The 19,844-nt window shown below is 64.3% G+C and carries 15 protein-coding genes; 6 read left to right on the top strand and 9 right to left on the bottom strand.

Annotation, left to right across the window (positions count from 1 at the left end; genetic code table 11):
* Positions 1–198: 198 nt before the first annotated feature.
* Both larB and H0921_RS17050 read left to right on the top strand, forming a co-directional pair.
* The gene (larB, locus tag H0921_RS17045; RefSeq protein WP_194539736.1) at positions 199–1,017 is read left to right on the top strand and encodes a nickel pincer cofactor biosynthesis protein LarB; all 819 of its coding nucleotides are present in this window, start codon (positions 199–201) and stop codon (positions 1,015–1,017) included.
* Positions 1,018–1,200: 183 nt separating this feature from the next.
* Positions 1,201–1,950 carry a hypothetical protein gene (locus H0921_RS17050; RefSeq protein ID WP_194539737.1) on the top strand — a complete coding sequence of 250 codons (750 nt, stop codon included), beginning with the start codon at positions 1,201–1,203 and terminating at the stop codon, positions 1,948–1,950.
* Positions 1,951–1,963: 13 nt separating this feature from the next.
* Here H0921_RS17050 and H0921_RS18060 read toward each other — a convergent pair whose 3' ends face one another.
* A complete protein-coding gene (locus H0921_RS18060) occupies positions 1,964–2,266 on the bottom strand; it encodes a hypothetical protein (RefSeq protein WP_228500052.1) in 303 nt (100 codons plus the stop codon).
* Positions 2,267–2,705: 439 nt separating this feature from the next.
* Between H0921_RS18060 and H0921_RS17060 the strand changes: the two genes are divergently transcribed.
* Positions 2,706–3,527, top strand: coding sequence for a putative metallopeptidase (locus H0921_RS17060; RefSeq protein ID WP_194539738.1), 822 nt, complete (start codon positions 2,706–2,708; stop codon positions 3,525–3,527).
* A gap of 84 nt (positions 3,528–3,611) precedes the next feature.
* Here H0921_RS17060 and H0921_RS17065 read toward each other — a convergent pair whose 3' ends face one another.
* Together H0921_RS17065 and H0921_RS17070 are read right to left on the bottom strand one after the other, a co-directional pair.
* Complete coding sequence (locus H0921_RS17065) at positions 3,612–4,691, bottom strand: AAA family ATPase (protein ID WP_194539739.1); 1,080 nt, start codon at positions 4,689–4,691, stop codon at positions 3,612–3,614.
* A gap of 201 nt (positions 4,692–4,892) precedes the next feature.
* On the bottom strand, positions 4,893–6,218 hold the full coding sequence (locus H0921_RS17070; protein WP_194539740.1) for a homoserine dehydrogenase: 1,326 nt from the start codon (positions 6,216–6,218) through the stop codon (positions 4,893–4,895).
* Between the two features lie 446 nt (positions 6,219–6,664).
* On the opposite strand from H0921_RS17070, the gene H0921_RS17075 reads away from it, so the two are divergent.
* From H0921_RS17075 to H0921_RS17085, 3 genes are all read left to right on the top strand, one after another.
* Positions 6,665–7,735: a M42 family metallopeptidase gene (locus H0921_RS17075; protein ID WP_194539741.1), complete on the top strand. Its 1,071-nt coding sequence runs from the start codon at positions 6,665–6,667 to the stop codon at positions 7,733–7,735.
* Between the two features lie 374 nt (positions 7,736–8,109).
* On the top strand, positions 8,110–11,094 hold the full coding sequence (locus H0921_RS17080; RefSeq protein ID WP_194539742.1) for a hypothetical protein: 2,985 nt from the start codon (positions 8,110–8,112) through the stop codon (positions 11,092–11,094).
* A 53-nt stretch (positions 11,095–11,147) separates the two neighbouring features.
* Positions 11,148–12,731, top strand: coding sequence for an FG-GAP repeat domain-containing protein (locus H0921_RS17085; protein ID WP_194539743.1), 1,584 nt, complete (start codon positions 11,148–11,150; stop codon positions 12,729–12,731).
* A gap of 177 nt (positions 12,732–12,908) precedes the next feature.
* Here the strand turns inward: H0921_RS17085 and H0921_RS17090 are convergent, their stop codons facing one another.
* The 6 genes from H0921_RS17090 to H0921_RS17115 form a co-directional block, all read right to left on the bottom strand.
* Entirely contained in the window at positions 12,909–14,363 is a 1,455-nt protein-coding gene (locus H0921_RS17090; RefSeq protein ID WP_194539744.1) for a tetratricopeptide repeat protein, read from the bottom strand.
* Positions 14,360–15,892: a tetratricopeptide repeat protein gene (locus H0921_RS17095; RefSeq protein WP_194539745.1), complete on the bottom strand. Its 1,533-nt coding sequence runs from the start codon at positions 15,890–15,892 to the stop codon at positions 14,360–14,362. Before H0921_RS17095 ends, H0921_RS17090 begins: the two co-directional genes overlap by 4 nt.
* Positions 15,893–15,930: 38 nt before the next feature.
* Positions 15,931–16,449: a carboxypeptidase-like regulatory domain-containing protein gene (locus H0921_RS17100; RefSeq protein ID WP_194539746.1), complete on the bottom strand. Its 519-nt coding sequence runs from the start codon at positions 16,447–16,449 to the stop codon at positions 15,931–15,933.
* A 271-nt stretch (positions 16,450–16,720) separates the two neighbouring features.
* Entirely contained in the window at positions 16,721–17,608 is an 888-nt protein-coding gene (locus H0921_RS17105) for a DUF1559 family PulG-like putative transporter (RefSeq protein WP_194539747.1), read from the bottom strand.
* 402 nt (positions 17,609–18,010) lie between these two features.
* On the bottom strand, positions 18,011–18,547 hold the full coding sequence (locus H0921_RS17110) for a hypothetical protein (RefSeq protein ID WP_194539748.1): 537 nt from the start codon (positions 18,545–18,547) through the stop codon (positions 18,011–18,013).
* 196 nt (positions 18,548–18,743) lie between these two features.
* Positions 18,744–19,664, bottom strand: a complete 921-nt coding sequence (locus H0921_RS17115) for a DUF1559 family PulG-like putative transporter (RefSeq protein ID WP_194539755.1) — start codon at positions 19,662–19,664, stop codon at positions 18,744–18,746.
* Positions 19,665–19,844 lie beyond the last annotated feature (180 nt).

The raw sequence follows: 19,844 nt of genomic DNA on the forward strand, positions 1-19,844 counted from the left end.
GAGGCGCACACCCGCGCCTCTTCCGTTTGTATCGGTCCGCGGGGTTGGAAAATTGAATCCGAATGAAAGGAATCAAGCGAGACTGGCGAAGGCAGCGAAGATCCGGGCTTTGCGGTCCCTCCCTGGCCAGATCAGGACATGCGGCGAATGATCCCGCGAGGGGAAAAGGCTCGCCCAGCAGAAGGGGCGGAGGATGCGATGCTTGCGGAAGGTGAGCTGCGGAGTTTGCTGGAAGCGGTGCGTCAAGGATCGCTGAGCGTGGAGGCGGCGATGCAGCGTTTGAGCCAGCCGGCAGTGGCGGAGCTGGGATACGCCACGTTGGACTTGCAGCGGGCGCAGCGCTGCGGCTTCCCGGAGGTGGTGTTCGCGGAAGGAAAAACCAAGGAATGGATCGAAGGGGCCGTTCGGCGCCTGCGGGAGGCGGGACAGGACTGCTTCGTGACACGGGTCAATGAGGAACAAGCCCGGCATCTGGCGGCCTGCTTTCCGGAGGCGGAGCAGGATCGTCTGGCGCGGACCTTCTGGTGGCCGGCTGCCGGGGAACGGCCCGCACCGCAGGGGCGCGTCTGCGTGGTCACTGCCGGGACGAGCGATTTGCCCGTGGCTCAGGAAGCGCTGGTCACCGCGCGGGTCATGGGAGCGGCGGTGGAGATGATCGTGGATGTGGGGGTAGCCGGAGTGCACCGGATTCTGCGGCAGCGGGACCGGCTGGCTCAGGCCGATGCCGTGGTCGTGGTCGCCGGAATGGATGGCGCTCTGCCCAGCGTTGTCGGCGGTTTGGTCTCCTGCCCGGTGATTGCCTGCCCGACCAGTGTCGGCTATGGGGCCTCCTTCGGGGGGCTGGCGGCGCTTCTGACCATGCTCAACAGTTGTGCCGCCGGCGTAGCCGTTGTCAACATCGACGCGGGTTTCAAAGCCGGGGACATTGCCGCGCGCATCGCACGCCGGGCCGCTGGAGCTGCTCCGGTTCCCGCCCCCCGTTCTACCCCTACCGATCCGGCATGCTCCTCCCCCTAACTTCCCCGGTATTTCGCCGTCTCATCTGGTGGGAAGAAGGTGCCTTTTGATTACCCACCTTCCCCCTTCTTTGCACTCATTCCCCCCTCTTTGCACTCCGCGGGGATGGAAAAAGCATGGTCCATGCAGTTTGCGGCGACTCACTGGGGCAAGCCAGGCGGCGGTGTGGGAGGCAGGACAGGCATGTTGCCCATCGCACCGGGCGGCGGAGGCGGCAGGGGACCGGGGTCGTGCAAGCCGAGCGGAGCCGGTGACAACGGGGTGGCCGGCGCCCAGTTGCTCTTCCCCGGAGCCGACGTCCCGGCAGCCGGCGGACCACCCACGGGAGCGGACAAATCCTGCGGCGGCGGGAATTGCGGCGCGGAACCGTTGGCGGGCATCACCGTGCTGCCCCCGGAAGCGGTCCCCGCGGGAGGTGGGACCCGGCGCGTTGCCGAAGCCGGACTGGCGGGTACCATGCCGCTACTCATACGGGAATCCGAGCTGCGGGGTGTTGAGGGCGGTGGGGTCGAAGCCGCAGCCGGACCCGGCGGCAGCGTCGGCGTCCCCGGCAAGCCGACTGGGGGGTGCGACGTGGAGGAGAGTATGCGGTTGGGTCCACGGGAGCGGCACGCCTCGCACTCCGACGTGCGACACCCCGTGGTCATGAGCAAAAACAAACTGCCGAAACATGCGACGGTGCCGAGCCACCGCGGCGGATTTCTCGGAGTAGAGTCGGGCCATCCCTGGCCCCTGACGCGCCATCCTTGGCCCATGATGGATGTTCCCCCCTGTTTTAGGTGTGAGGCCGGAGTCCGAAGCGAGCCATCCGTGCCGCCCTCGACTCCGGCGTCTGGGGGGCATAGCAGCGGTGTGCCGCCGGTGCAAGAGGAACCAGCCTTTGGAGGCGTGCGCCGGGGCTGGCAAAACCTGCCGGGGAAGCACCGGCTCTAAGAGCAAGAGGCGCTCACTGCTTCGGAGCCGGAGCAGGCGCCGGCACAGGAACGGGAGCAGGAGGGGGCGCCGGAGCAGCGCCGCCCCCTTGACGAGGCCCGCCGCCCGCGATGTCTTCCGCCGTGGCCATGCTGGCCAGCTCACGAGGCAGCGGATGAGCCGGGTCCGGAGCAAAATACTGGGGATAATGCTGCAAATAGCGCCCGCTGGGGAGAGTCATGCCGCCGTACCACGTCTGGCACCCCGTCGCCACCACCAGAGCGCCGACCGCACCCCCCAATCCCCGGAGCCACTGCCCGACCTTCGCTCTGCTCATGCCCACCTCCCGGCCGCAACCGCCAAAGCGGCTTGGCACTGCCTGCTCTCCTCAGGTCCATACCACTCGCGCCTGTGGTATCGACTCCGCCGCCTGAAAAACTTGAAAGGATTTTGCCAGAAATATGGCCCTTCCTGACGAGAAGCTGGGGGATCAAGGTAGGAACATGGGGAGGCAGCCGGTCCGTCTCAATCCCTTCCCTTTGTCCAGTCTGCCAACTTGTTCAGGACAGAGGACGAAACGATGGACAGGATGGGAAAGCCGCGCTCCCGGGGAAAAATGCGGGGAAACGGCAAAAATGCAAGTGGGAGACGGTGAAAGCGGATGGGAAACGGATGTCCCCTGTTGACCGGCCTGCCGCGGCTTTCTAGCATGGCAACCGCATGGAGTGTATCGCCGCGGAAAGCGGAGAGGAAGCTGGAGGAGGCGAGGATCAGCAATGGGAGCGCTGCGGCCACAGGAGCGATCGGCGTTGGAGCTGCATTGGGGGGGAAGCCAGCCGCTGCCCCGGCGGTGGGTGGCCGTACCGGGCACTTGCTCGACACCCGCCGCCCGGCGGTCCCGCCCTGACAGCGCCCGCGCCGGTTCAGCCTGGGACTTTTCCGCAGCAATGACCCGCTTGTGCGCCGACATCGTCGCCCGCTGTCCGGAGCTGTCCCATATACGCATGGACCAGGTGCTGGTCACCTTCACTCCCAGCCGCAGCCGCAGCCGCTATGGCCTGCAAGCCCGTGTCACACCCTTGCGCTTCCGCCACGGGGCGCTCACCCGCCGCCAGGGTACCTGCGAATACCAGGTCCAGCGCTTCTTCGTCGAGGGCCGGGAAATCCTCTACCTGATTACCTTCTGCCTGCCCCGCTTTCTGGATCAGACGTTCGCCGAAAAGCTCACAACTGTCTTTCACGAGCTGTATCACATCAACCCGGCCTTCAATGGGGACCTGCGCCGCCATGCCGGGCGCTACTGCCTGCATACCCACTCCAAGGCTTCCTATGATGCCCACATGCACCGCCTGGCCCAGGAATATCTGCGCGGGCATCGGCAGCCCCAGGTGTACGAGTTTCTGCGCTACGACGCCCGGAAGTTGGCGGAACGGCACGGCGGAATTGTAGCGGCCATCGTCCCCCGGCCCAAAATCCTACCCATCGGCTGGACCACGTTGCGCACCGCCGCCCGCAACCGTCGACTGCTCACCCCGGATCACGCCCCTCCCGCCGATGCGGAGGCTCGCCTCTCGCCAGAGATCGACGCCGCTTCCTGAGCAGCGCGGCCCCTCGCAAGCTCCGCCCCGGCTTGAACCGCCAGCGGAACAAGACAGTAAAAGCGCTCCAGGTCAAGCCGACATTCAGTGGAGGCCGAGATATTGCGGTATCTTGTCGCGGAGCAACTTCATCTCTTGCAGGGTTTCTCCCAGATACTGGAGCAGTTGCAGGTCCTCCCGGCAGACCACGCCGCCATGAAAGAGCCAGGCGCGGACGCGCAGGAGCTTGTAGAGCTTGACCACCTTGCGGTCGCTGACGAAGATGCCGTCCTCCTTGCTGATCGTGCGGATCAGGCGGTAGAACTCTCGCAGCACATCTTCCGGAAAATACTGGGTGCGGTCGTTGATGAGTTCGCCGCTGGGGAAGTCCTGGCGGGACTCGCTGAAGAGGTACATGAAGTAGCGGTGGGCCTTGAGGAAATCCGCCAAGGTGGCATGCCCTTGGCACCAGGGCTTTTGATTGAGCATCCTCCAGGCTTCGTTGCGCAGACCCTGGTCGATCAGCTCCACGAACCTCTCCGCCTCGCTATGGACGGAGCGGCTTTCCACCTTCAGGACGAAGCGGTCGCGCAGGGCGGCCAGCTCCCCATGCTCCGGGATCTCGTTGGTGGCGGCGAAGAGAATCCGCAGCGGAACCGGTTCCGGCCGGCCTTCCTGGTAAAACTTCCGTTCGTTGAGAATGGTGAGCAAGATGTTCAAAATGGCGGAGTTTGACTTGAAAATCTCGTCGAGGAAGGCGATGCGCGCCGTCGGCAGCTTCCCCTCTTTGCGGCGGACATAGCGCCCTTCGCGCAGCTCCTGGATGTCGATGGCCCCGAGGATTTCGCTCGGTTCCGTAAAGCGCGTCAGCATGTACTCGAAGTACTCCCCGTCGGGGACACCCAGCGCTTCCTTGAATTTGATGACCAGGTCGGACTTGGCGGTGCCGGGCGGGCCGACCAAGAGCAGCGGTTCCTGGGCGATCGCCGCCACGCACATCAGATCGATGATCTCCTGTTTTTGGACGAAAAAACGACCCAGGGACTGGCGGAAAAGATGGAGCCGCTGGCGGAGGTCTTCCGCTTGCTCCTGCAACTCCTCGTAGCTCCACTGCTCCTCGTCCTCTTGGAGGGCAACGGCTGGGGGCGGCTGGTCGGTCCAATTCGGCGGGGCAGGTCGGTTCATGTTTTGGGTCCTAGGAGGCTCGTCTGGTTTCTCCCTAGGCTGGCCAAGGGGCGGCGTGGCTGCCGTCCCCGCCAGCTCAACACTCGGTGTGATTGTAAAGGACCCAGGGGCGGCGATACAAGCACAGCAGGCCGGGACCGCACCAGGGCCGCAAAAACGCCGGGAGAAATCAGTCCCCCATGCTGCAGGAGACAGGAGAAATCAGTCCCCCATGCTGTAATAGACGGCGGGGGTGGCGACGGTGGGCAGGCGATTGATCTGCTCGACGGCGGCGAGGAAATGGCCGGTCGTGGCGTAATGGGTGACAATGACCAAGGGGACCGGTTCGCCATCGCCTTCCGGGGCTTCGTGCTGGACCACGCTGGAGATGCTGATGGTGTGCTGGGCGAGGATGCGGGCGATGTCGGCGAGGACGCCGGGTTTGTCGGCGACGAGCAGGCGGAGGTAGAAGCGGCTCTGGACCTGTTCCGGCGGGTCGAGGACGAAGCCGCGATCAGCGCGGGACCAAAGTCGGGCGGCGGCGAAGGTACGTTGGGCACGGCCCACCGCCAGGTCGATGAGGTCGGCCAGCACGGAGCTGGTCGTCGGACCGCGGCCGGCGCCGGGGCCTTGATAGAGCGTCTCGCCCACAATATCGCCATAGACGGCAATGGCGTTGTAAGCCCCACGAACCTGGGCCAAAAGATCGGTATGCCGCAACAGGACCGGGGCGACATGCAAGGCCACGCCTCGCGGCCCGTCCGGATGCTGGGGGTCGCTGCGGGTCCAGGCTTCGGCCAGCAGTTTGATCGTGTAACCAAGTTCCTGGGCGAAGCGGATGTCCATCGGGTGGAGCTGATCGATTCCCTGACGGGTGATGTCCTGAGGCCGGGCGATGACACCGAAGGCAATCTGGGCCAAGATGGCCAATTTGTGGGCGGCGTCGGAGCCGTCGACATCGAGGCTGGGGTCGGCCTCGGCGTAGCCGTGCGCTTGGGCTTCCTCCAGGGCCTGAGCGTAGGGCAAGCCGCGCTCCGCCATCGCCGTGAGAATATAATTGCTCGTTCCGTTGAGGATGCCCTGGATGGCGGTGATCTGATTGGCGGCCAGGCTTTCGCCCAGGGCGCGGATGATCGGGACTCCCCCGGCGACCGCCGCCTCGAAGCAGACGGTCCGCTCGGCGCGCCGGGCGGCTTCAAAAATGTCCGGCCCCGCCTCCGCCAGCAGGGCTTTGTTGGCTGTCACCACATGTTTGCCGGCCGCTAGTGAGGAGAGCACCACTTCGCGCGCCGCTGTCGTCCCGCCGATCAGTTCCACCACCACCTGCACCGCCGCATCCTGGAGCACCGGGGCGAGGCTATCCGTGAGCAACTCGCGGGGAACGAACGGCTCGCGGGGCTTGTGCCGGTCGCGCACGACGATGTGGCGCAATTGCAAGGGCCGGCCCGCGCGTTGCGCCAGGCGATCCCGGTGCCGCAGCAGAGCTTCCACCACCCCGCCGCCCACCGTCCCGCATCCCACCACGGCAATTCCCAAGGCGTCGCTCATGATGCAGTACTCCCCCCAATGCGGATTGTAGCATTTATTATCATGCCCCTGCCGACAGCCCGGCCACAGAACCCCGGCGGAGCGGGAACTTCACCTGGCCCGGCCCCCCTGCCCTCTTCACCACCGGCGCCGTGGCATGTCTCCGCGCCATCCTCCGCCCCTTGGCCTCCGCCTTCCGAGAAAACCCGCCATCCCAACAGCGGCTGTCCCGCTAACAGCGTGGCGGCCCCCGCCCGCCGATGCCAGCGGAATGCGACCGAAAACGAAATAGAGTCCGGTTCCACCACCGGCCGGCGGAAAAGCAGCCAGGGAACACCAGAGCACCCATCCCGTTGCGGGAGTGGAATGCTAGCATAACTTCAGAGCACAGAACCAGACGGCATCGCACTCCGGAGCGGGGGAAAGCTCCGAGCGGTCCAGGGTATTGGCCAGTCACGGGAGGGAATATGGAGCCGCAGGCGGAAGAGTTCTTCCACCGGTTATTGCACACACCAAGTCCATCCGGTTTCGAGCAGCCGATCCAGCAAGTGGTGCGCGAGTATGCCCAGGGTTTCGCCGATGAAGTGCGGACGGATGTGCACGGCAACGTCTATGCCATCCGGCGGGCGCAGGGGCGGTCGGCAGGGTCCGTGCGTGTGATGCTCGCCGGCCACTGTGACCAGATCGGCCTGATGGTGCAGCATATCGACACGGAAGGTTTCCTCTACGTGCAGCCGATCGGCGGCTGGGACATGCAAATCCTTTTGGGGCAGTGCCTGACGGTCTGGACGCGGCAGGGACCGATCAGCGGCGTGGTCGCCCGGCGGGCCGTCCATCTGCTCAAACCGGAGGAGAAAAACAAAGTCCCGGACTTTCCCGACATCTGGCTGGACATCGGGGCGCGCAATCGGGCCGAGGCCGAGGAATGGGTCCGCATTGGCGATCCGGTGACGTTCGCCTTGGGCTGGCGGCCGCTGCGCAATGATCTGCTCGCCGGGCCGGGAATGGATGACAAAGTCGGCCTATGGGTCTGCCTGGAAGCCTTGCGGCTCCTGCGCGACCGACCTTTACACGTGGACCTCTACGCCGTCTCGACCGTGGCGGAAGAGATCGGCTTGCGCGGGGCGACCACCGCCGCCTACACCGTGCAACCCACCGTGGGGATCGCTGTCGATGTCTGCCATGCCACGGATACACCCGGCAACGATCGCAAAACCCAAGGGGAAATCCGCTGCGGCGGGGGACCCGTTGTCTTCCGCGGCCCGAACATCAACCCGCGGGTGTTCGACCGCTTGGAAGCGGCAGCTAGCCGCCTGGAGTTGGCCATTCAAGTCCGGGGCGTTCCCCGCGCCACGGGCACCGATGCCAACGCCATCCAGATCAGCCGTCACGGAGTCGCTTGCGGTCTCATCGGTATCCCCAACCGCTATATGCACAGCCCGGTGGAAGTGGTGCACCGGCAGGACCTGGTACAAGCAGCCCAACTCCTCGCCGAGTTCTGCGCCTCTCTCACCCCCGACCTGGACTGGACGCCGTGAATGAGCCGTGCAAGCCCATGAACGACCCTGGCCAGCCTCCGGGGTGCAGAACCATCGGCTCAAGGGAGGCCACGCGCTCCACGGAAGCATTCATTCGATGGAGGCCATCGCCAAACCGGGAACGACTTCGCCTTCCTCGTACTCCTCGTGAAGGGAATCCGCTCCACGGCCGGCAAACCACGAGAGGCAGAACCCGGACAACGTGACGGAATGGCAACGGCAGAATGACCAGGAACCGTGACGAAATGGCAACGGCAGAATGACCAGGAACCGTGACGAAATGGCAACGGCAGAATGACCAGGAACTGTAAAACCAGCTAAAGGTAAGTACCCCCATCTCCGGCAAAACGGAAGTCCGACGCAGGGCGATCGTTATGGTGACGCAAAGCGAAGTGCAGTCGGTTAGGCCAGCCGCCGTGGTGGGGCCAATCCGGTCCTGGACACGGGCACGGGATCGGTTCCTGGTGATTTTGGTGGCGATGGTAGCTGGCGCCAGCGCTTCGTTTGTCGCCCGCAATTCGGACGTTTGGCTCCATCGGGCAGTCGGGCGGCTGCTGGCCCAGGGAGAGTACCAGTTCGGCGTCGATCCCTTCGGGCAAGAGACCGCGGGGCGGTACTGGACGAACCACGCCTGGCTTTACGACTGGGGTTTGTACGTCCTGTGGAAATACGCGGGGGAACAAGTGGTGATGGCCGTTAAGGCCGCGTTGGCCGCCCTCCTGGCTGGGCTGCTCTGGCAGATGAGCCGGCGCGGGGCCGGGGACTGGCTCGCCGCAGCCCTGGTCCTGCTGGCCATCCTCGCCCTCAGTCCCCGCTTGCTGCTCCAACCGACACTCCTGTCCCTATTGGCGCTGGCCGCGGTGCTCTGGTGCTGTCAGCAAGGGGGGCGCCGGCTCTGGGGTCTGCCCCTGCTCACGGCGGGGTGGGTGAACTTGGACAGTTGGTTTTTCCTCGGCCCGCTCGCGGCTCTGGCGGAAGTGTTGCGCCCGCGGCAGGTGGAAGAAGGAAAGCGGCCCTGGGGGGTGCTCCTGGTGACGGGGCTGGCCAGTCTGTGTAGTCCCCATCATTGGCACGCGTGGACCTGGCCGGTCGAGTTATCCCCGGCGGTCTGGTGGTACGGCTGGCCGAGCGATCCACGCCTCTCCGGCGTCTTTGCCGCGCCGTGGTCGGGCGTGCGGTGGAGAAACGGTGACATACCGCTGCCCCTGGCGGCATTGTTGTTGCTCCTGGGATTGTGGCTACTGGCCGTCATTGCCTTGGTTCGCCGTCGGCAGTGGTCTGCTCCCCTGCTGCTGGGACTTGTGCTCTGCCCCCTGGCCTTGTGGCAGGCGCGGCTGGCCCCTCTCTGGACCGTGGCGGCCGTTCCCGTGATCGCGGCGCATCTGGGCCGGCTCTTCACCGCCTGGCACGGGGCGCGCGGTCCCTTCGCCCTGACGACCCTGGCCGCGTTGGTGCTCCTGGGAGCGCTAATCTTCCCTGGAAGTTTGGGCCTTTGGCCGCGAGATCGGGAGGGCTTGAGCTGGCGGATTTCCGAGCATCCCACTTTGCGCCGCGTCGCGGAAGCCGTGCAACGGTGGCAGGCCAACAGCGGTTCCTCCCCCCCGCCCCTGTTCACTACGCATCCCGATGTGGCACACTATCTGGCCTGGTTCGCCCCCGGAGTACGCAGCTCCTATGACTCCCGCTTGACACTCTTCGCGGACCGCGCTCCGCAGGTCCGGCAGCTCTCCGCACAACTCGGCCTGCTTCCCTCGACAACGGAAGGGGAAAGCCCAACTGAAGCGGCGACCGCAGGTGAAGCGTCGGCAGTCGAAGCGGCGGTCCCTCCCGGTTTGCTGGCGGTGCTGTACGACCCGGATCGCGGGCGCTGGAGTGCGGCTTTGAAAGAGGTCTATCAGAACCGCGGCGCGTGGCGGCCCGTGCAGGTGGCCGGCAGCGCTCTGGTGCTGCTCCGAGCGCCGGGACGTGCCGAGGACTGGCAGCAGCTCCTGGAGCGGGATTGGCAGGACCGGCAGTTGCAACCGGAGGGGGGCGGCCCGGCATTCCTGGCGCTGCCGCAGCCCTGGTGGCGGTGGTCCTGGCCGCGCAGCCGCAGCGGTTCCTCCCAGGCGGATGCCGCCAGTGTGTACCTGCGGTTGCAAGAGCTGATGCCCGCCGACACGTCGGAACCGCGGGCAGCCCTGCTGGCGTTGCGCGCCGCCCGCTGCGGCCTGGAACAGGACCCGGCGGATGCCCTGGCCTGGCTCCTCGCCGCTCGCACCGCCCAAATGCTCCTCCAGCATCCGTGGGAAAGCACTCCTCCCTTCCCCCCGTTGCAACAACTGCGCCTGGCCCAATACCGCGCCGCCCTGGTGCAAGCCGTCCGGCATCAGCCCGACTGGCTCGCCGTCCAGGAAGCCCTCGTGCACGCCTGGCTCAACCTCCCCGCCTGGGACATCGCCTGGACCCACGTCCAGCAGGTCCTGCACTGGCAACGGCGGACCGGCCCGCTCCCCGGAGAAGACGCCGCCGCCTTCCAGCAGCGCTGCGCCCAGTGGCAGGAGCTAGCCGCCCAGATCGAACAGCAGCTCCGGGACAACGAGAATCGCTTTATCCTGCGCAGTAGCGGCCTGGCCGGACAACCCCTGCTGCGCGCGCGTCTGGCGGCCCAGTTGGGCCTTTACGAAACCGCTCTGGAAGTGCTCCAAAGCTCCTCCGCCGAGCTGTACGGATCAGAAGGCGTGGTCCTGCTCCTGGAGTTGCTCGTGCAAACGGGTCGGGTCGCGGAAGCCCGCATCCTGCTGGATCGGAATGAGTGGCGCCAGCAGCCGCTGTCCCTGGGTCTGTACGAGGTGCCCTTGCCGGATGACTCCGGTCCGCGCTCCCGCTCCCGCCCCCGCACCTACCAGTTACCGGCCTACCTCTGGTTCGAGTTGTTGACCGCAGTCGCCGCGGGACAGTATCGCCAAGCTCAGGAGGCGGCGGAGGCCATCCGCCGTTTCCTCCACGAGGAACGGGAACGGTTGCTCCCCGCTTCCCTGCCGGTCGCCTTGGCTCAGGCGGTAGGAAGCGAGGTCGGGCTATCCGCTCCGGGCAGCGGCCTGCTCGCCTTCCGCTGGCTGGGACACTGGAAAACCGCCCGCCTCACCCAAAGCTGGGAACACGCCCAAACCCTCCGCTTGGCTGCGGCCGATTTCGCCCTCCTTAGCGGCCTGCTCGCCCTGGAAAGCGGAGACTTCGCCCTGGCACGCCGTGTTCTCACCGAGGCCGACCGCGGTTATCATGAGGAGGAAGCCCCCGGCTCGAATCACCCGGGCCGGCACCTTCTGGAGCGCTACCGGAAGCTGCTCCCTGAGCCGCCGCTGAAGGCAGCCTTATGAGTGCATCCTTCGGATGTTGTTTTTCCCCGGAAGTCCTCCGCAGGAGTCCTCCGATGCGCTGTCCTCATCTCGTCTGGAGCTGGTGGATTGTGCCGGGTCTTGTGGTACTGCTCGCGGGGTGTCAGGGTTCCCAGGAACCGACGGCCCCCACCCCTCCTGGTGGCGACGGAGGGTCTGCATCGTCTCCACCGCCGCCGGCGGATTTGGAGCAGCGCATTCAGCATTTTTGCGGCGCCGCCTGCCATGCCTATCCGCCGCCGGATACTTTCCCGCGGGAACACTGGCGTATGGAGGTGGAGCGGGCCTATGGCTTTTTCGAGCGTTCCGGGATGGCCATGACGCCGCCGCGGATGGCTGATGTGATCCGGTACTATCAGGAACGGGCGCCGGAACACTTCCCGCCGCTCAAGGCCCAGTATGCCCGCGAGCCGTTGCCAATCCGGCTGGAACGTGGGAAAGTACCGCCGCCGGTGGGATCAGGCCGGGCAATGATCTCGCACGTCCAGGCGGTACGGCTGCCTCGTGGATTATCTACGCCGGAGCAACGGGCCGCCGCCCCTCTAGAGTTGCTCGCGTGTGACATGCAAGGGGGACGGATTCTGCTCTATCGCCCCGCCGCTTCGCCCCCGCAGTGGCAACTGCTAGGCAGTGTACGCAATCCGGCGCGGGCCACGGTCGTCGATTTGGACGGCGACGGTATTCTCGATCTCGTGGTGGCGGACCTGGGCAGCTTTCCGCCGACGGATCAGCGCTGCGGCCGGGTCGTCTGGCTCCGCGGACAAGCCGATGGCACCTTCCAACCTCATACGCTCCTGGAAAACGTCGGGCGCGTGGCGGACGTCCGAGCCGCTCCCTTCCGCCGTCCGGATCGCCTCGATTTGGTCGTGGCCGTCTTCGGCTTGCATGAAGTTGGCGAAGTGCTCCTCCTGGAAAACCACACGAGCGATTGGCACCGGCCCCACTTCGTCCCCCGCCAGCTCGACGGCCGCACCGGCGCCATCCACGTCCCCGTGGCGGACCTGAACGAGGACGGGCGCCCCGACTTCGTCGCCGTTTTCGCCCAGGAACATGAAACCATCGTCGCCTTCCTCAACGACGGCCAAGGCCAGTTCCGCAAGCAAACCCTCTACTCCGCCCCTCATCCCGGCTGGGGCAGCAGCGGCATCGAGCTGGTCGATCTCAACGGCGACGGACGCCTGGACATCCTTTCCACCAACGGCGACATTCTCGATGAACCGTATCTGTGGAAGCCGTACCACGGCTTAGGCTGGCTGGAAAACCTCGGCGGCCTCCGCTTTCGCTACCATCGCATCGCCGACATGTACGGCATCCATCACGCTGTAGCCGGACCGATCTGCGGCGGCCCCCTGCCCGACATCCTCGCCGTCAGCTTCCTCCCGGCCGACAAGTTCCGCGATCGCCACCAGATGCAGGCGGATGCCGTCGTGCTCTTCCGCCAGACCGCACCAGGCCAGTTTGACCGACACGTGCTGCTCCGGGGGGATTGCGATGCCGTCAGTTGCTGCCTCGCCGATCTGAGCGGCCAGGGCCGCCTCGACCTCATCGTCGGCAATTACAGCCATCCCCAGGATCAACAGCCCCTGTGGATTTGGCACAATGCCGGTCCGGGCAAGTGACCGGACGCCTCGCATCGCTCGAGGAGGTTGGAAGACCATTCTCCCCGGCGGCTCACTTCGAGAGAAAAGCGACGCGAGGAATTGGATAACGGGCGGGTAAGGAACGGGGGGGGAAAGCCCCACGCTAGCGGGGAATGCGGATACGGAGCGCGGGGAATCTCACGGCGCGGGGAAGTTTCACGGCGCGGGGGATTGCAGGAAGGCGCGGTGGAAGGCGGCGCGTCCCTCTTCGCCACGCTGCTCATACAAGCGGGCCAAAGTGGCGTGGGCCGGGCGGAAGTGCGGGTCTAGACTGAGCGCCGATTTGAGCCAGTTTTCCGCGGCGGCTTCCTGGCCATTCTGGAGGAGCAGGACGGCCATTTCGTAGTGCAAGGCGGGGTTGAGAGGCTGTTCCGGCAAGCGGCGGGTTTGCAATTCGCTGAGGCGGGCCTGGCGTTCGCGCAGGGATTCCACCACGGCCAACTGCTGGCGGGCCGCCTCGGTGTCTCCGGAGTGCTGAAGGGCCTGGAACAGCAACTGCTGGGCCAGATAATCCGTGGGGCGCTGACGGACCACTTCTCGCAAGGCGGCGATGGCGCGGGGCAGGTCCGGTCCTTGGGGCTGGCTCAAGGCGATCTGCGCTGCCGTCCGTAGGCAGAGCGGATGCTGCGGGTCCTGCCGCAAGGCGATTTGGAGGAGGTGTTCCGCCTCGTCCTGCCGGCCGAGCATGTTGTAGCAGCGGGCCAGGTGAGCCAGGAGCGTGGGGTCATCGTGCCATTTCTGCCGCAGGATTTCCAGGTGGCCTGCCGCTTCCTGATAGGCGCTCAGGGCGATGAGCGCTTCGGCCAGTTTCCAGCGCGTGAGTTCCCGCTCCGGGGCCAATTCCAGCACCCGCTTGTAATCTTCCACCCCCCGGCTGACACCCTGGCCGGCGATGTAAGTCTGGCCCCGCAGTTCCAAGGCCCGCACCTGATCCGGTTCCCGTTTGAGCCAGTGATTGAGCACGCTCATGGCATCCGGCAGGCGGGAGACGCGGAAGTATCCCACGGCCAGGGCTTCCCAGATGAGCGGGCGGAGTTCCGGCCAGCGGTCGGCCTGCTTTTGCAGATACTCTTCCGTTTCCAGGACGTTGCCGGCGCTGGCTTCGAGCAAAGCCCACTGCAAAGCGGTTTGTTCATCCGCGCCGCCGCGCAAGCGCTGGGCGAAATGCAGATGCTGCCGGGCGGTGTCGTAATCTTCGAGCTGCCGCTGGGCCTGAGCGTAGAGCAGATGGGTGGCGCTCCAGCGAGACCAGGGCCACAGCTTCAGACAGAATTGCAAGGCTTGCCGCGCTTGTCCCGGGCGCCAGGCAGCCAGTTCCCGGCGGGCCTGAAAGTAACGCCAAGCAGCCCCTACCTGAGGGCCGCTCAGGACCAGCAAAAGCCCCAAAATGCCCCAGCGCAGCCAACGGCGCCGGCTCGACCGGCCAGAATGCACCGCTCGACTCGGCGAGCTGGGAGCGGCTTCCACCGGCGGAGCCAACACGGAGGAGGAACCCAACCCGGAAGACGGGCCGGCCTCCGCAACCGAGGCTTCGGACCCTCCGGCCGGAAGGGAGGCTTCCGAACGCTGTTCCGAACCCTGCTGTTGAGCGTTGTCTGATCGTGCATTCATGGCGGTGGCTGGATTTTCGAACTGTCCTCAGTCTTTTGCCGGTCCGTATCACGAGCCAAAGCGCGGTGCCGGGCGGCTAAGGCGGGTTGCCCAGACTCCTCATAGTACACCATCAACACGCGGTGCGTGGGCGCATGCTGGGGGTCGATCCGCAGGGCGGAGTGGAACCAGCGTAACGCCTCGGTGATCTGGCCCGCCCGCAAGGCAATCATGCCGATCTCATGGTGAATGGCCGCGTTGTTTGGCTCCCGTTGGAGCGGCCCTTCGATCAGGGCCTTGATCCGCTCGCCGTCGGCTTCCAATTGCGCGATGAGCTTCCGCTGTTGGGCCGCCTCCTCTTCTCGCCCCTGCTGCGACAGAACCATGGCATACTGATGCCGAATGGCCAGATCGCCGGGATCATAATGAACAGCCTCCGCCAGATAGCGGAGCGCTTCCCCAGGCTGCTCCTGGAACAGGGCCACTTTACCGCGTTCCGCCAAGGCTGCGGGGTAGTGCGGATGTTCGCTCAAAACGGCATCGAGGGCCGCCTGCGCCTCGTCCAGCCGGCCGAGGAGAACCAGGGTCCTGGCCCAGAGCACCTGGACTTCGCGGGGCGGAGGATTCAGGCGGGTCAGCAAGAAGCGGACGTGCGGTTCGGCTTCTTCCCCGTGGCGGGTTTGCACCAGGAGCTGGGCCAAGCGCTGGCGGGCCTCGTCATGTTCCGGGTCCGATTCCACCAGTCGGCGGTAGTATTCCTTGGCTCCTTCCACATCATCCCGCTGTTCCTGGAGCCGCCCGAAGAGGTAGAGCGCCCACGGGTCCTCGGGGCTGTCCGCCAGCCACTGGGTCAGGAATTGTCCCGCCTCACCCCAGCGGAAGCGGGCTAACAGACCGCTGATCCACGCCTCCTGGATGAGCCGGCGTTCCGCCGTGTTGCGTTGCATACGTTCCCGCAGCCGGGCGGCTACGGCATCCACATCGCCGCGGGCCGCTTGCAAGAGCAGCCGCTCCAGGACCAGCGGTTCTTCATCGCCGTAGAGCTGCCAATACTGATCCAGCAAGTTCTCGGCACTTTCCAGGTGGCCGCTCCGCCGGGCGATCTGAGCACTCAGCAGGATCACTTCCCGCTGTTCGGGCCGCCGTTGGATGCACCATTCCAGGGCGCGGATCGCCGCTTGGGTATGGCCTCGTTCGGCTTCCAGGCGGGCACGGCTTAGCGTGGCACGGAAGCGCCACTCGTCCCACACGGCCCAGCCACCGACACCGAGACCAGCGAGTAACAGCCCTGTTACAATGACCCGCTGCCATGACTGAAACCGCGGACCGCAGCGGCGGGGAATCGCCCCCGTTCCTGGGCAGACCGGGGAAGGCGCTTCGCCAGTTTTTCCAACATTGGGAATCGCCGCGGGAATGGAGGCCCCAATCTCTTGCAAGGGAGATGGCGAACAAGCCGATGCAGACGCATCCGGTGCGGCTCTGCTCCCCTCCGGCTCATCGGGAGCTGGAGTCCGAGCCGGCTCCGCTGGCAATCCGCTGTCTGAACTCATGCCCCACCTGGCCAAGCGCGGCGGGCTGCCCTTCCCCGTCAGTCGCTCAGATTGATGTCATACGTCTGGTTCCCACCCCGAAAATCGAACTTCAGGCCTGATTGGTCCGGGTCGGCATACTTACGGGGAATGGGCACGTAACGATCCATCTGAGCTCCCGGTGAAGCCATTTTATACCCGTAATCCGCCGGATTGCCGGGCAAATTCAACTTGGGGGGCAGATTCTCCTTCGGCGGACCTTCCTTGGACACGCTCTTGAACGGCACGCCTTTCGTCTCCCCCTGCGGCTTGAGCGACTCCGTCTCGACCGTGACCTTGTAACTCCCGCCAGTGATTTTGGGAATCTGATAGCTGCCGTCTTCCTGAATCGGAGCGGAAAATGTCTGCCCGCCGCTGGAGTTGATAAAGGCGACGTACCCCCCCTTGAGCGGCTGGCCTTTGTAGGTCACCTTGCCACTGACCGATCCCGTGGGCGGCGAACAGGCCAAGATGCCCAGAGCAAGCACCGCGGCCCCTACCACTCCCCGGCTTAGCGAAAACCCTACGCGTGCATTCATAGCCGTGCCCCTTCATTCGTGTGGAACAAGAAAGAACCGTGGCCGAGTCCGCCCCAAGGTCCGCACCTTGGCGGTTGGAAACTCGACCCGCGAACCTGATTCGCCAGAATTCATCGGGAACGAATCGTTGCCGAGCCGCTCAGCTCGTCGTCGCTCGGTGGGACGGAAGGCCAATCGGTTTGTTGGACGGATGCCAATCTCAAGATGGACGATGGGGGAGAGAGGATAGAGTCCCCTCTCCCCGAACGGGCGAAGAGGATGCTCCCAGGGATTACCAATCGTTACCCAACTGATCCCCGACATTGGGGGTGAGAGCGGCCCACCAGGTCAGACCGGAAACCCGCTGCGACACAAAGCGCACGCTGCCATCCCCCAACGCCGTCTGAATCCCACCCACGTGCGGCGAACTGGCCCGACCGCCATCACAAATCCCGATACCATTGGAGGTCGGCGGCTGAATCTGCGGGGCCGATGCCGCACCCGTCGGCGTGCCTCCTAAGTCCGGCGAAGAGAACACCGGACCCCAATCCGGCCAATAGTTCTCGTTGTAGTTCCCGGAATTGCACCGCGCCAACTTCTCGGAGAAGAAGATCGTATTGGACGTGCCATCCGTGATGGCCGCGGGATAGCGAGTGTAGCCCAAGCCCCAACCCGGATACACATTCCGGAAGACGCGGCCATTCACCCCATAACTCGAACGCGCCCAATTGTCCTGCGGGTCCGTATACTCCGCCGGACACAACAACTTCTTCGTCCGACCACGATCCGGCACATACACCCACTGCGAATAGGTTATGAAACTCCCATTCCGACCATCCGGGTCCGGCTGCGAACGCGTCTGGTCAAACATCACTTGCTCTTCGATAAACGGCAGGATGTGCAGAAAGATACCGCCGTTGGAGTTATAGTTGGCCTGGGCATTGCGGGGATAGAGGCCGATGGACGGCGGCAGCTTCCCCTCATGCGTGTCCGCCGCATTGATCGTCGCCAACGCAATCTGCTTCAAACGATTCGAACAATCCGCACGCGCCGCCGCCTCCCGCACCTTCTGCACCGCGGGCAACAGCAACCCAATCAAAATCGCAATAATCGCAATCACTACCAACAACTCAATCAGCGTAAAACCACGACGCCACCCCAGGAGTGAGTAACCTCTCATGACAAACCTCCGAGACGGGAACAAATAGAAAGACAAAAACTCCGTAAGCGGTGAGTCCAGGCTGCTTACGTAACGGAAAATGCTCGACGCATCTCCGTCAATTATGCAGCCTAACTGTTCCCGATCCCGGAGTCAAGGAAAAAACTTTACATTTTCATACAAATTTTCCCACTTCGCCCGTCCTGCGACGGGTTCTGCTATCACCTCCTGGGTCCTTGACCCGATCTATCGCCTCAGGCTCTTGCTGGGTTGAGGCCTGACGCGGTTGGGACCATCCCGGCTGCCCGGCTTGGCGTGAAGTCCCAATTCACCATTCCTGTCTCGGCGAAACAGGCCGCAATCGTCCCGCGGTTAGGACCTCCCCCTTCCCAGACGAATCCCCAATGGGGGGTCTGAGGCGGCTCAGTCTTTCAAATCAATGTTGTGAGTCTGTGTCCCTCCGGGGAAATCGTAGGTGAGTCCCGACTCATTCACATCGGCGTACTTTTTCGGGATCGCCACATAACGCTTTTTGGGGTCGTAATCCGGGTTGGCCTTGGGCTGGGAGTAGCCGAAGGCGGACGGATCGACGGGGAGTTTCTCCGTGGGCGGTGCAGTCGCTTCCTTGGGAAGTTGATCTTTGCTCGGCAGTTTCATGCCGGCGGGGGTTTTGAACGCAAACGGGCTGCCCCCACCTCCGCTTTTGAGGGATTCCGTCTCAATGCTGATCTTGTAGCTGCCGGAGTACATCTTCGGGATTTCGTAACTGCCATCGAGCTTGATATCCGTGGAATAGGTGTACGGGCCGAGGAAGGTAATGGTGCCTCCTTTCAGGGGTTCCCCTTTGTAAGTAACCTTGCCGCTGAGCGAACCGCTCCGTGGACCGCAAGCAGTCAGCGGCACGATCACCACAGCCAGCAGAAGCCAACCCGAGGGACGGGACCTGATTTGTGCCTTCATACGTCAGCCACTCCAGCAACAGAGGAAAAGGAACGGGATGGAATACGGCCAACGGTTCGTTCACTGTCTCGTTGTGGTTTGCTATCGGCGTGAGGAGTAGGGCGAGGAGTTGGCAGCAGTCATCCGGCAACAGTTTGAACCGACGGAGCGATGAGGGGGCGATCACACACCGCCCCAGCGGCCGGATGACAGGCGGTTACCAGTCGTTACCCAGTTGGTCTCCCAAGTTGGGGGTCAGGGCGGCCCACCAGGTCAGACCGGAAACCCGCTGCGACACAAAGCGCACGCTGCCGTCCCCCAACGCCGTCTGAATCCCACCCACGTGCGGCGAACTGGCCCGCGCTCCGTTGCAGATTCCCACACCGTTGGAGGTCGGCGGCTGAATCTGCGGCGCCGAGGCCGCACCCGTCGGCGTGCCGCTCATGTCTTGTGGCATCGGGTAGAGGATCGATCCCCAGTCCGGCCAGTAGTTCTCGTTGTACGCGCCGCTGCTCCACTCCAACCCCAGGGTGGAGGAATTGCACCGCGCCAACTTCTCCGTGAAGAAAATCGTGTTCGACGTTCCATCGGTGATATGGGACGGATAGCGGGTGTAGCCCAGACCCCAGCCTGGATACACATGCCGGAAGATGCGGCCATTCACCCCATAACTCGAACGCGCCCAATTGTCCTGCGGGTCCGTATACTCCGCCGGACACAACAACTTCTTCGTCCGACCACGATCCGGCACATACACCCACTGCGAATAGGTTATGAAACTCCCATTCCGACCATCCGGGTCCGGCTGCGAACGCGTCTGTTCCAGCATCGGCTGTTCTTCGATGAACTGCAAAATGTGGAGGTACAGCCCGCCATTCGTGTTGTAATGGGCTTGGGCATTGCGGGGGTAGAGGCCGATGGACGGCGGCAGCTTCCCCTCATGCGTGTCCGCCGCATTGATCGTCGCCAACGCAATCTGCTTCAAACGATTCGAACAGTCCGCACGCGCCGCCGCCTCCCGCACCTTCTGCACCGCGGGCAACAGCAACCCAATCAAAATCGCAATAATCGCAATCACCACCAACAACTCAATCAGCGTAAAACCACGACGCCACACCGGAGAAGAAAACCCTCTCATGATCAACCTCCTCAAAGAAGACCGAGGTGCATCGACGAGGCTTTCGTGAGCCACGAGTCTAGACTCACGAGGACGAAGAGTGCGAGTCTCTCTTCATCAAATCCCCAGATTAACGCCATTTATGAGATTCGTCAAGGTTTTTCTTCATTTTTTTGAAAAGGGATTGACGTGCCGCCTACC

The sequence above is a fragment of the Thermogemmata fonticola genome (assembly GCF_013694095.1).
Taxonomy (GTDB): Bacteria; Planctomycetota; Planctomycetia; order Gemmatales; family Gemmataceae; genus Thermogemmata; species Thermogemmata fonticola.

Excerpts from the sequence above, each read along its gene's own strand:
- larB (WP_194539736.1), top strand. The coding sequence starts at position 199 with ATGCTTGCGGAAGGTGAGCTGCGGAGTTTGCTGGAAGCGGTGCGTCAA.
- H0921_RS17050 (WP_194539737.1), top strand. The coding sequence starts at position 1,201 with ATGTTGCCCATCGCACCGGGCGGCGGAGGCGGCAGGGGACCGGGGTCG.
- H0921_RS18060 (WP_228500052.1), bottom strand. The coding sequence starts at position 2,266 with ATGAGCAGAGCGAAGGTCGGGCAGTGGCTCCGGGGATTGGGGGGTGCG.
- H0921_RS17060 (WP_194539738.1), top strand. The coding sequence starts at position 2,706 with ATGGGAGCGCTGCGGCCACAGGAGCGATCGGCGTTGGAGCTGCATTGG.
- H0921_RS17065 (WP_194539739.1), bottom strand. The coding sequence starts at position 4,691 with ATGAACCGACCTGCCCCGCCGAATTGGACCGACCAGCCGCCCCCAGCC.
- H0921_RS17070 (WP_194539740.1), bottom strand. The coding sequence starts at position 6,218 with ATGAGCGACGCCTTGGGAATTGCCGTGGTGGGATGCGGGACGGTGGGC.
- H0921_RS17075 (WP_194539741.1), top strand. The coding sequence starts at position 6,665 with ATGGAGCCGCAGGCGGAAGAGTTCTTCCACCGGTTATTGCACACACCA.
- H0921_RS17080 (WP_194539742.1), top strand. The coding sequence starts at position 8,110 with ATGGTGACGCAAAGCGAAGTGCAGTCGGTTAGGCCAGCCGCCGTGGTG.
- H0921_RS17085 (WP_194539743.1), top strand. The coding sequence starts at position 11,148 with ATGCGCTGTCCTCATCTCGTCTGGAGCTGGTGGATTGTGCCGGGTCTT.
- H0921_RS17090 (WP_194539744.1), bottom strand. The coding sequence starts at position 14,363 with ATGAATGCACGATCAGACAACGCTCAACAGCAGGGTTCGGAACAGCGT.
- H0921_RS17095 (WP_194539745.1), bottom strand. The coding sequence starts at position 15,892 with ATGAGTTCAGACAGCGGATTGCCAGCGGAGCCGGCTCGGACTCCAGCT.
- H0921_RS17100 (WP_194539746.1), bottom strand. The coding sequence starts at position 16,449 with ATGAATGCACGCGTAGGGTTTTCGCTAAGCCGGGGAGTGGTAGGGGCC.
- H0921_RS17105 (WP_194539747.1), bottom strand. The coding sequence starts at position 17,608 with ATGAGAGGTTACTCACTCCTGGGGTGGCGTCGTGGTTTTACGCTGATT.
- H0921_RS17110 (WP_194539748.1), bottom strand. The coding sequence starts at position 18,547 with ATGAAGGCACAAATCAGGTCCCGTCCCTCGGGTTGGCTTCTGCTGGCT.
- H0921_RS17115 (WP_194539755.1), bottom strand. The coding sequence starts at position 19,664 with ATGAGAGGGTTTTCTTCTCCGGTGTGGCGTCGTGGTTTTACGCTGATT.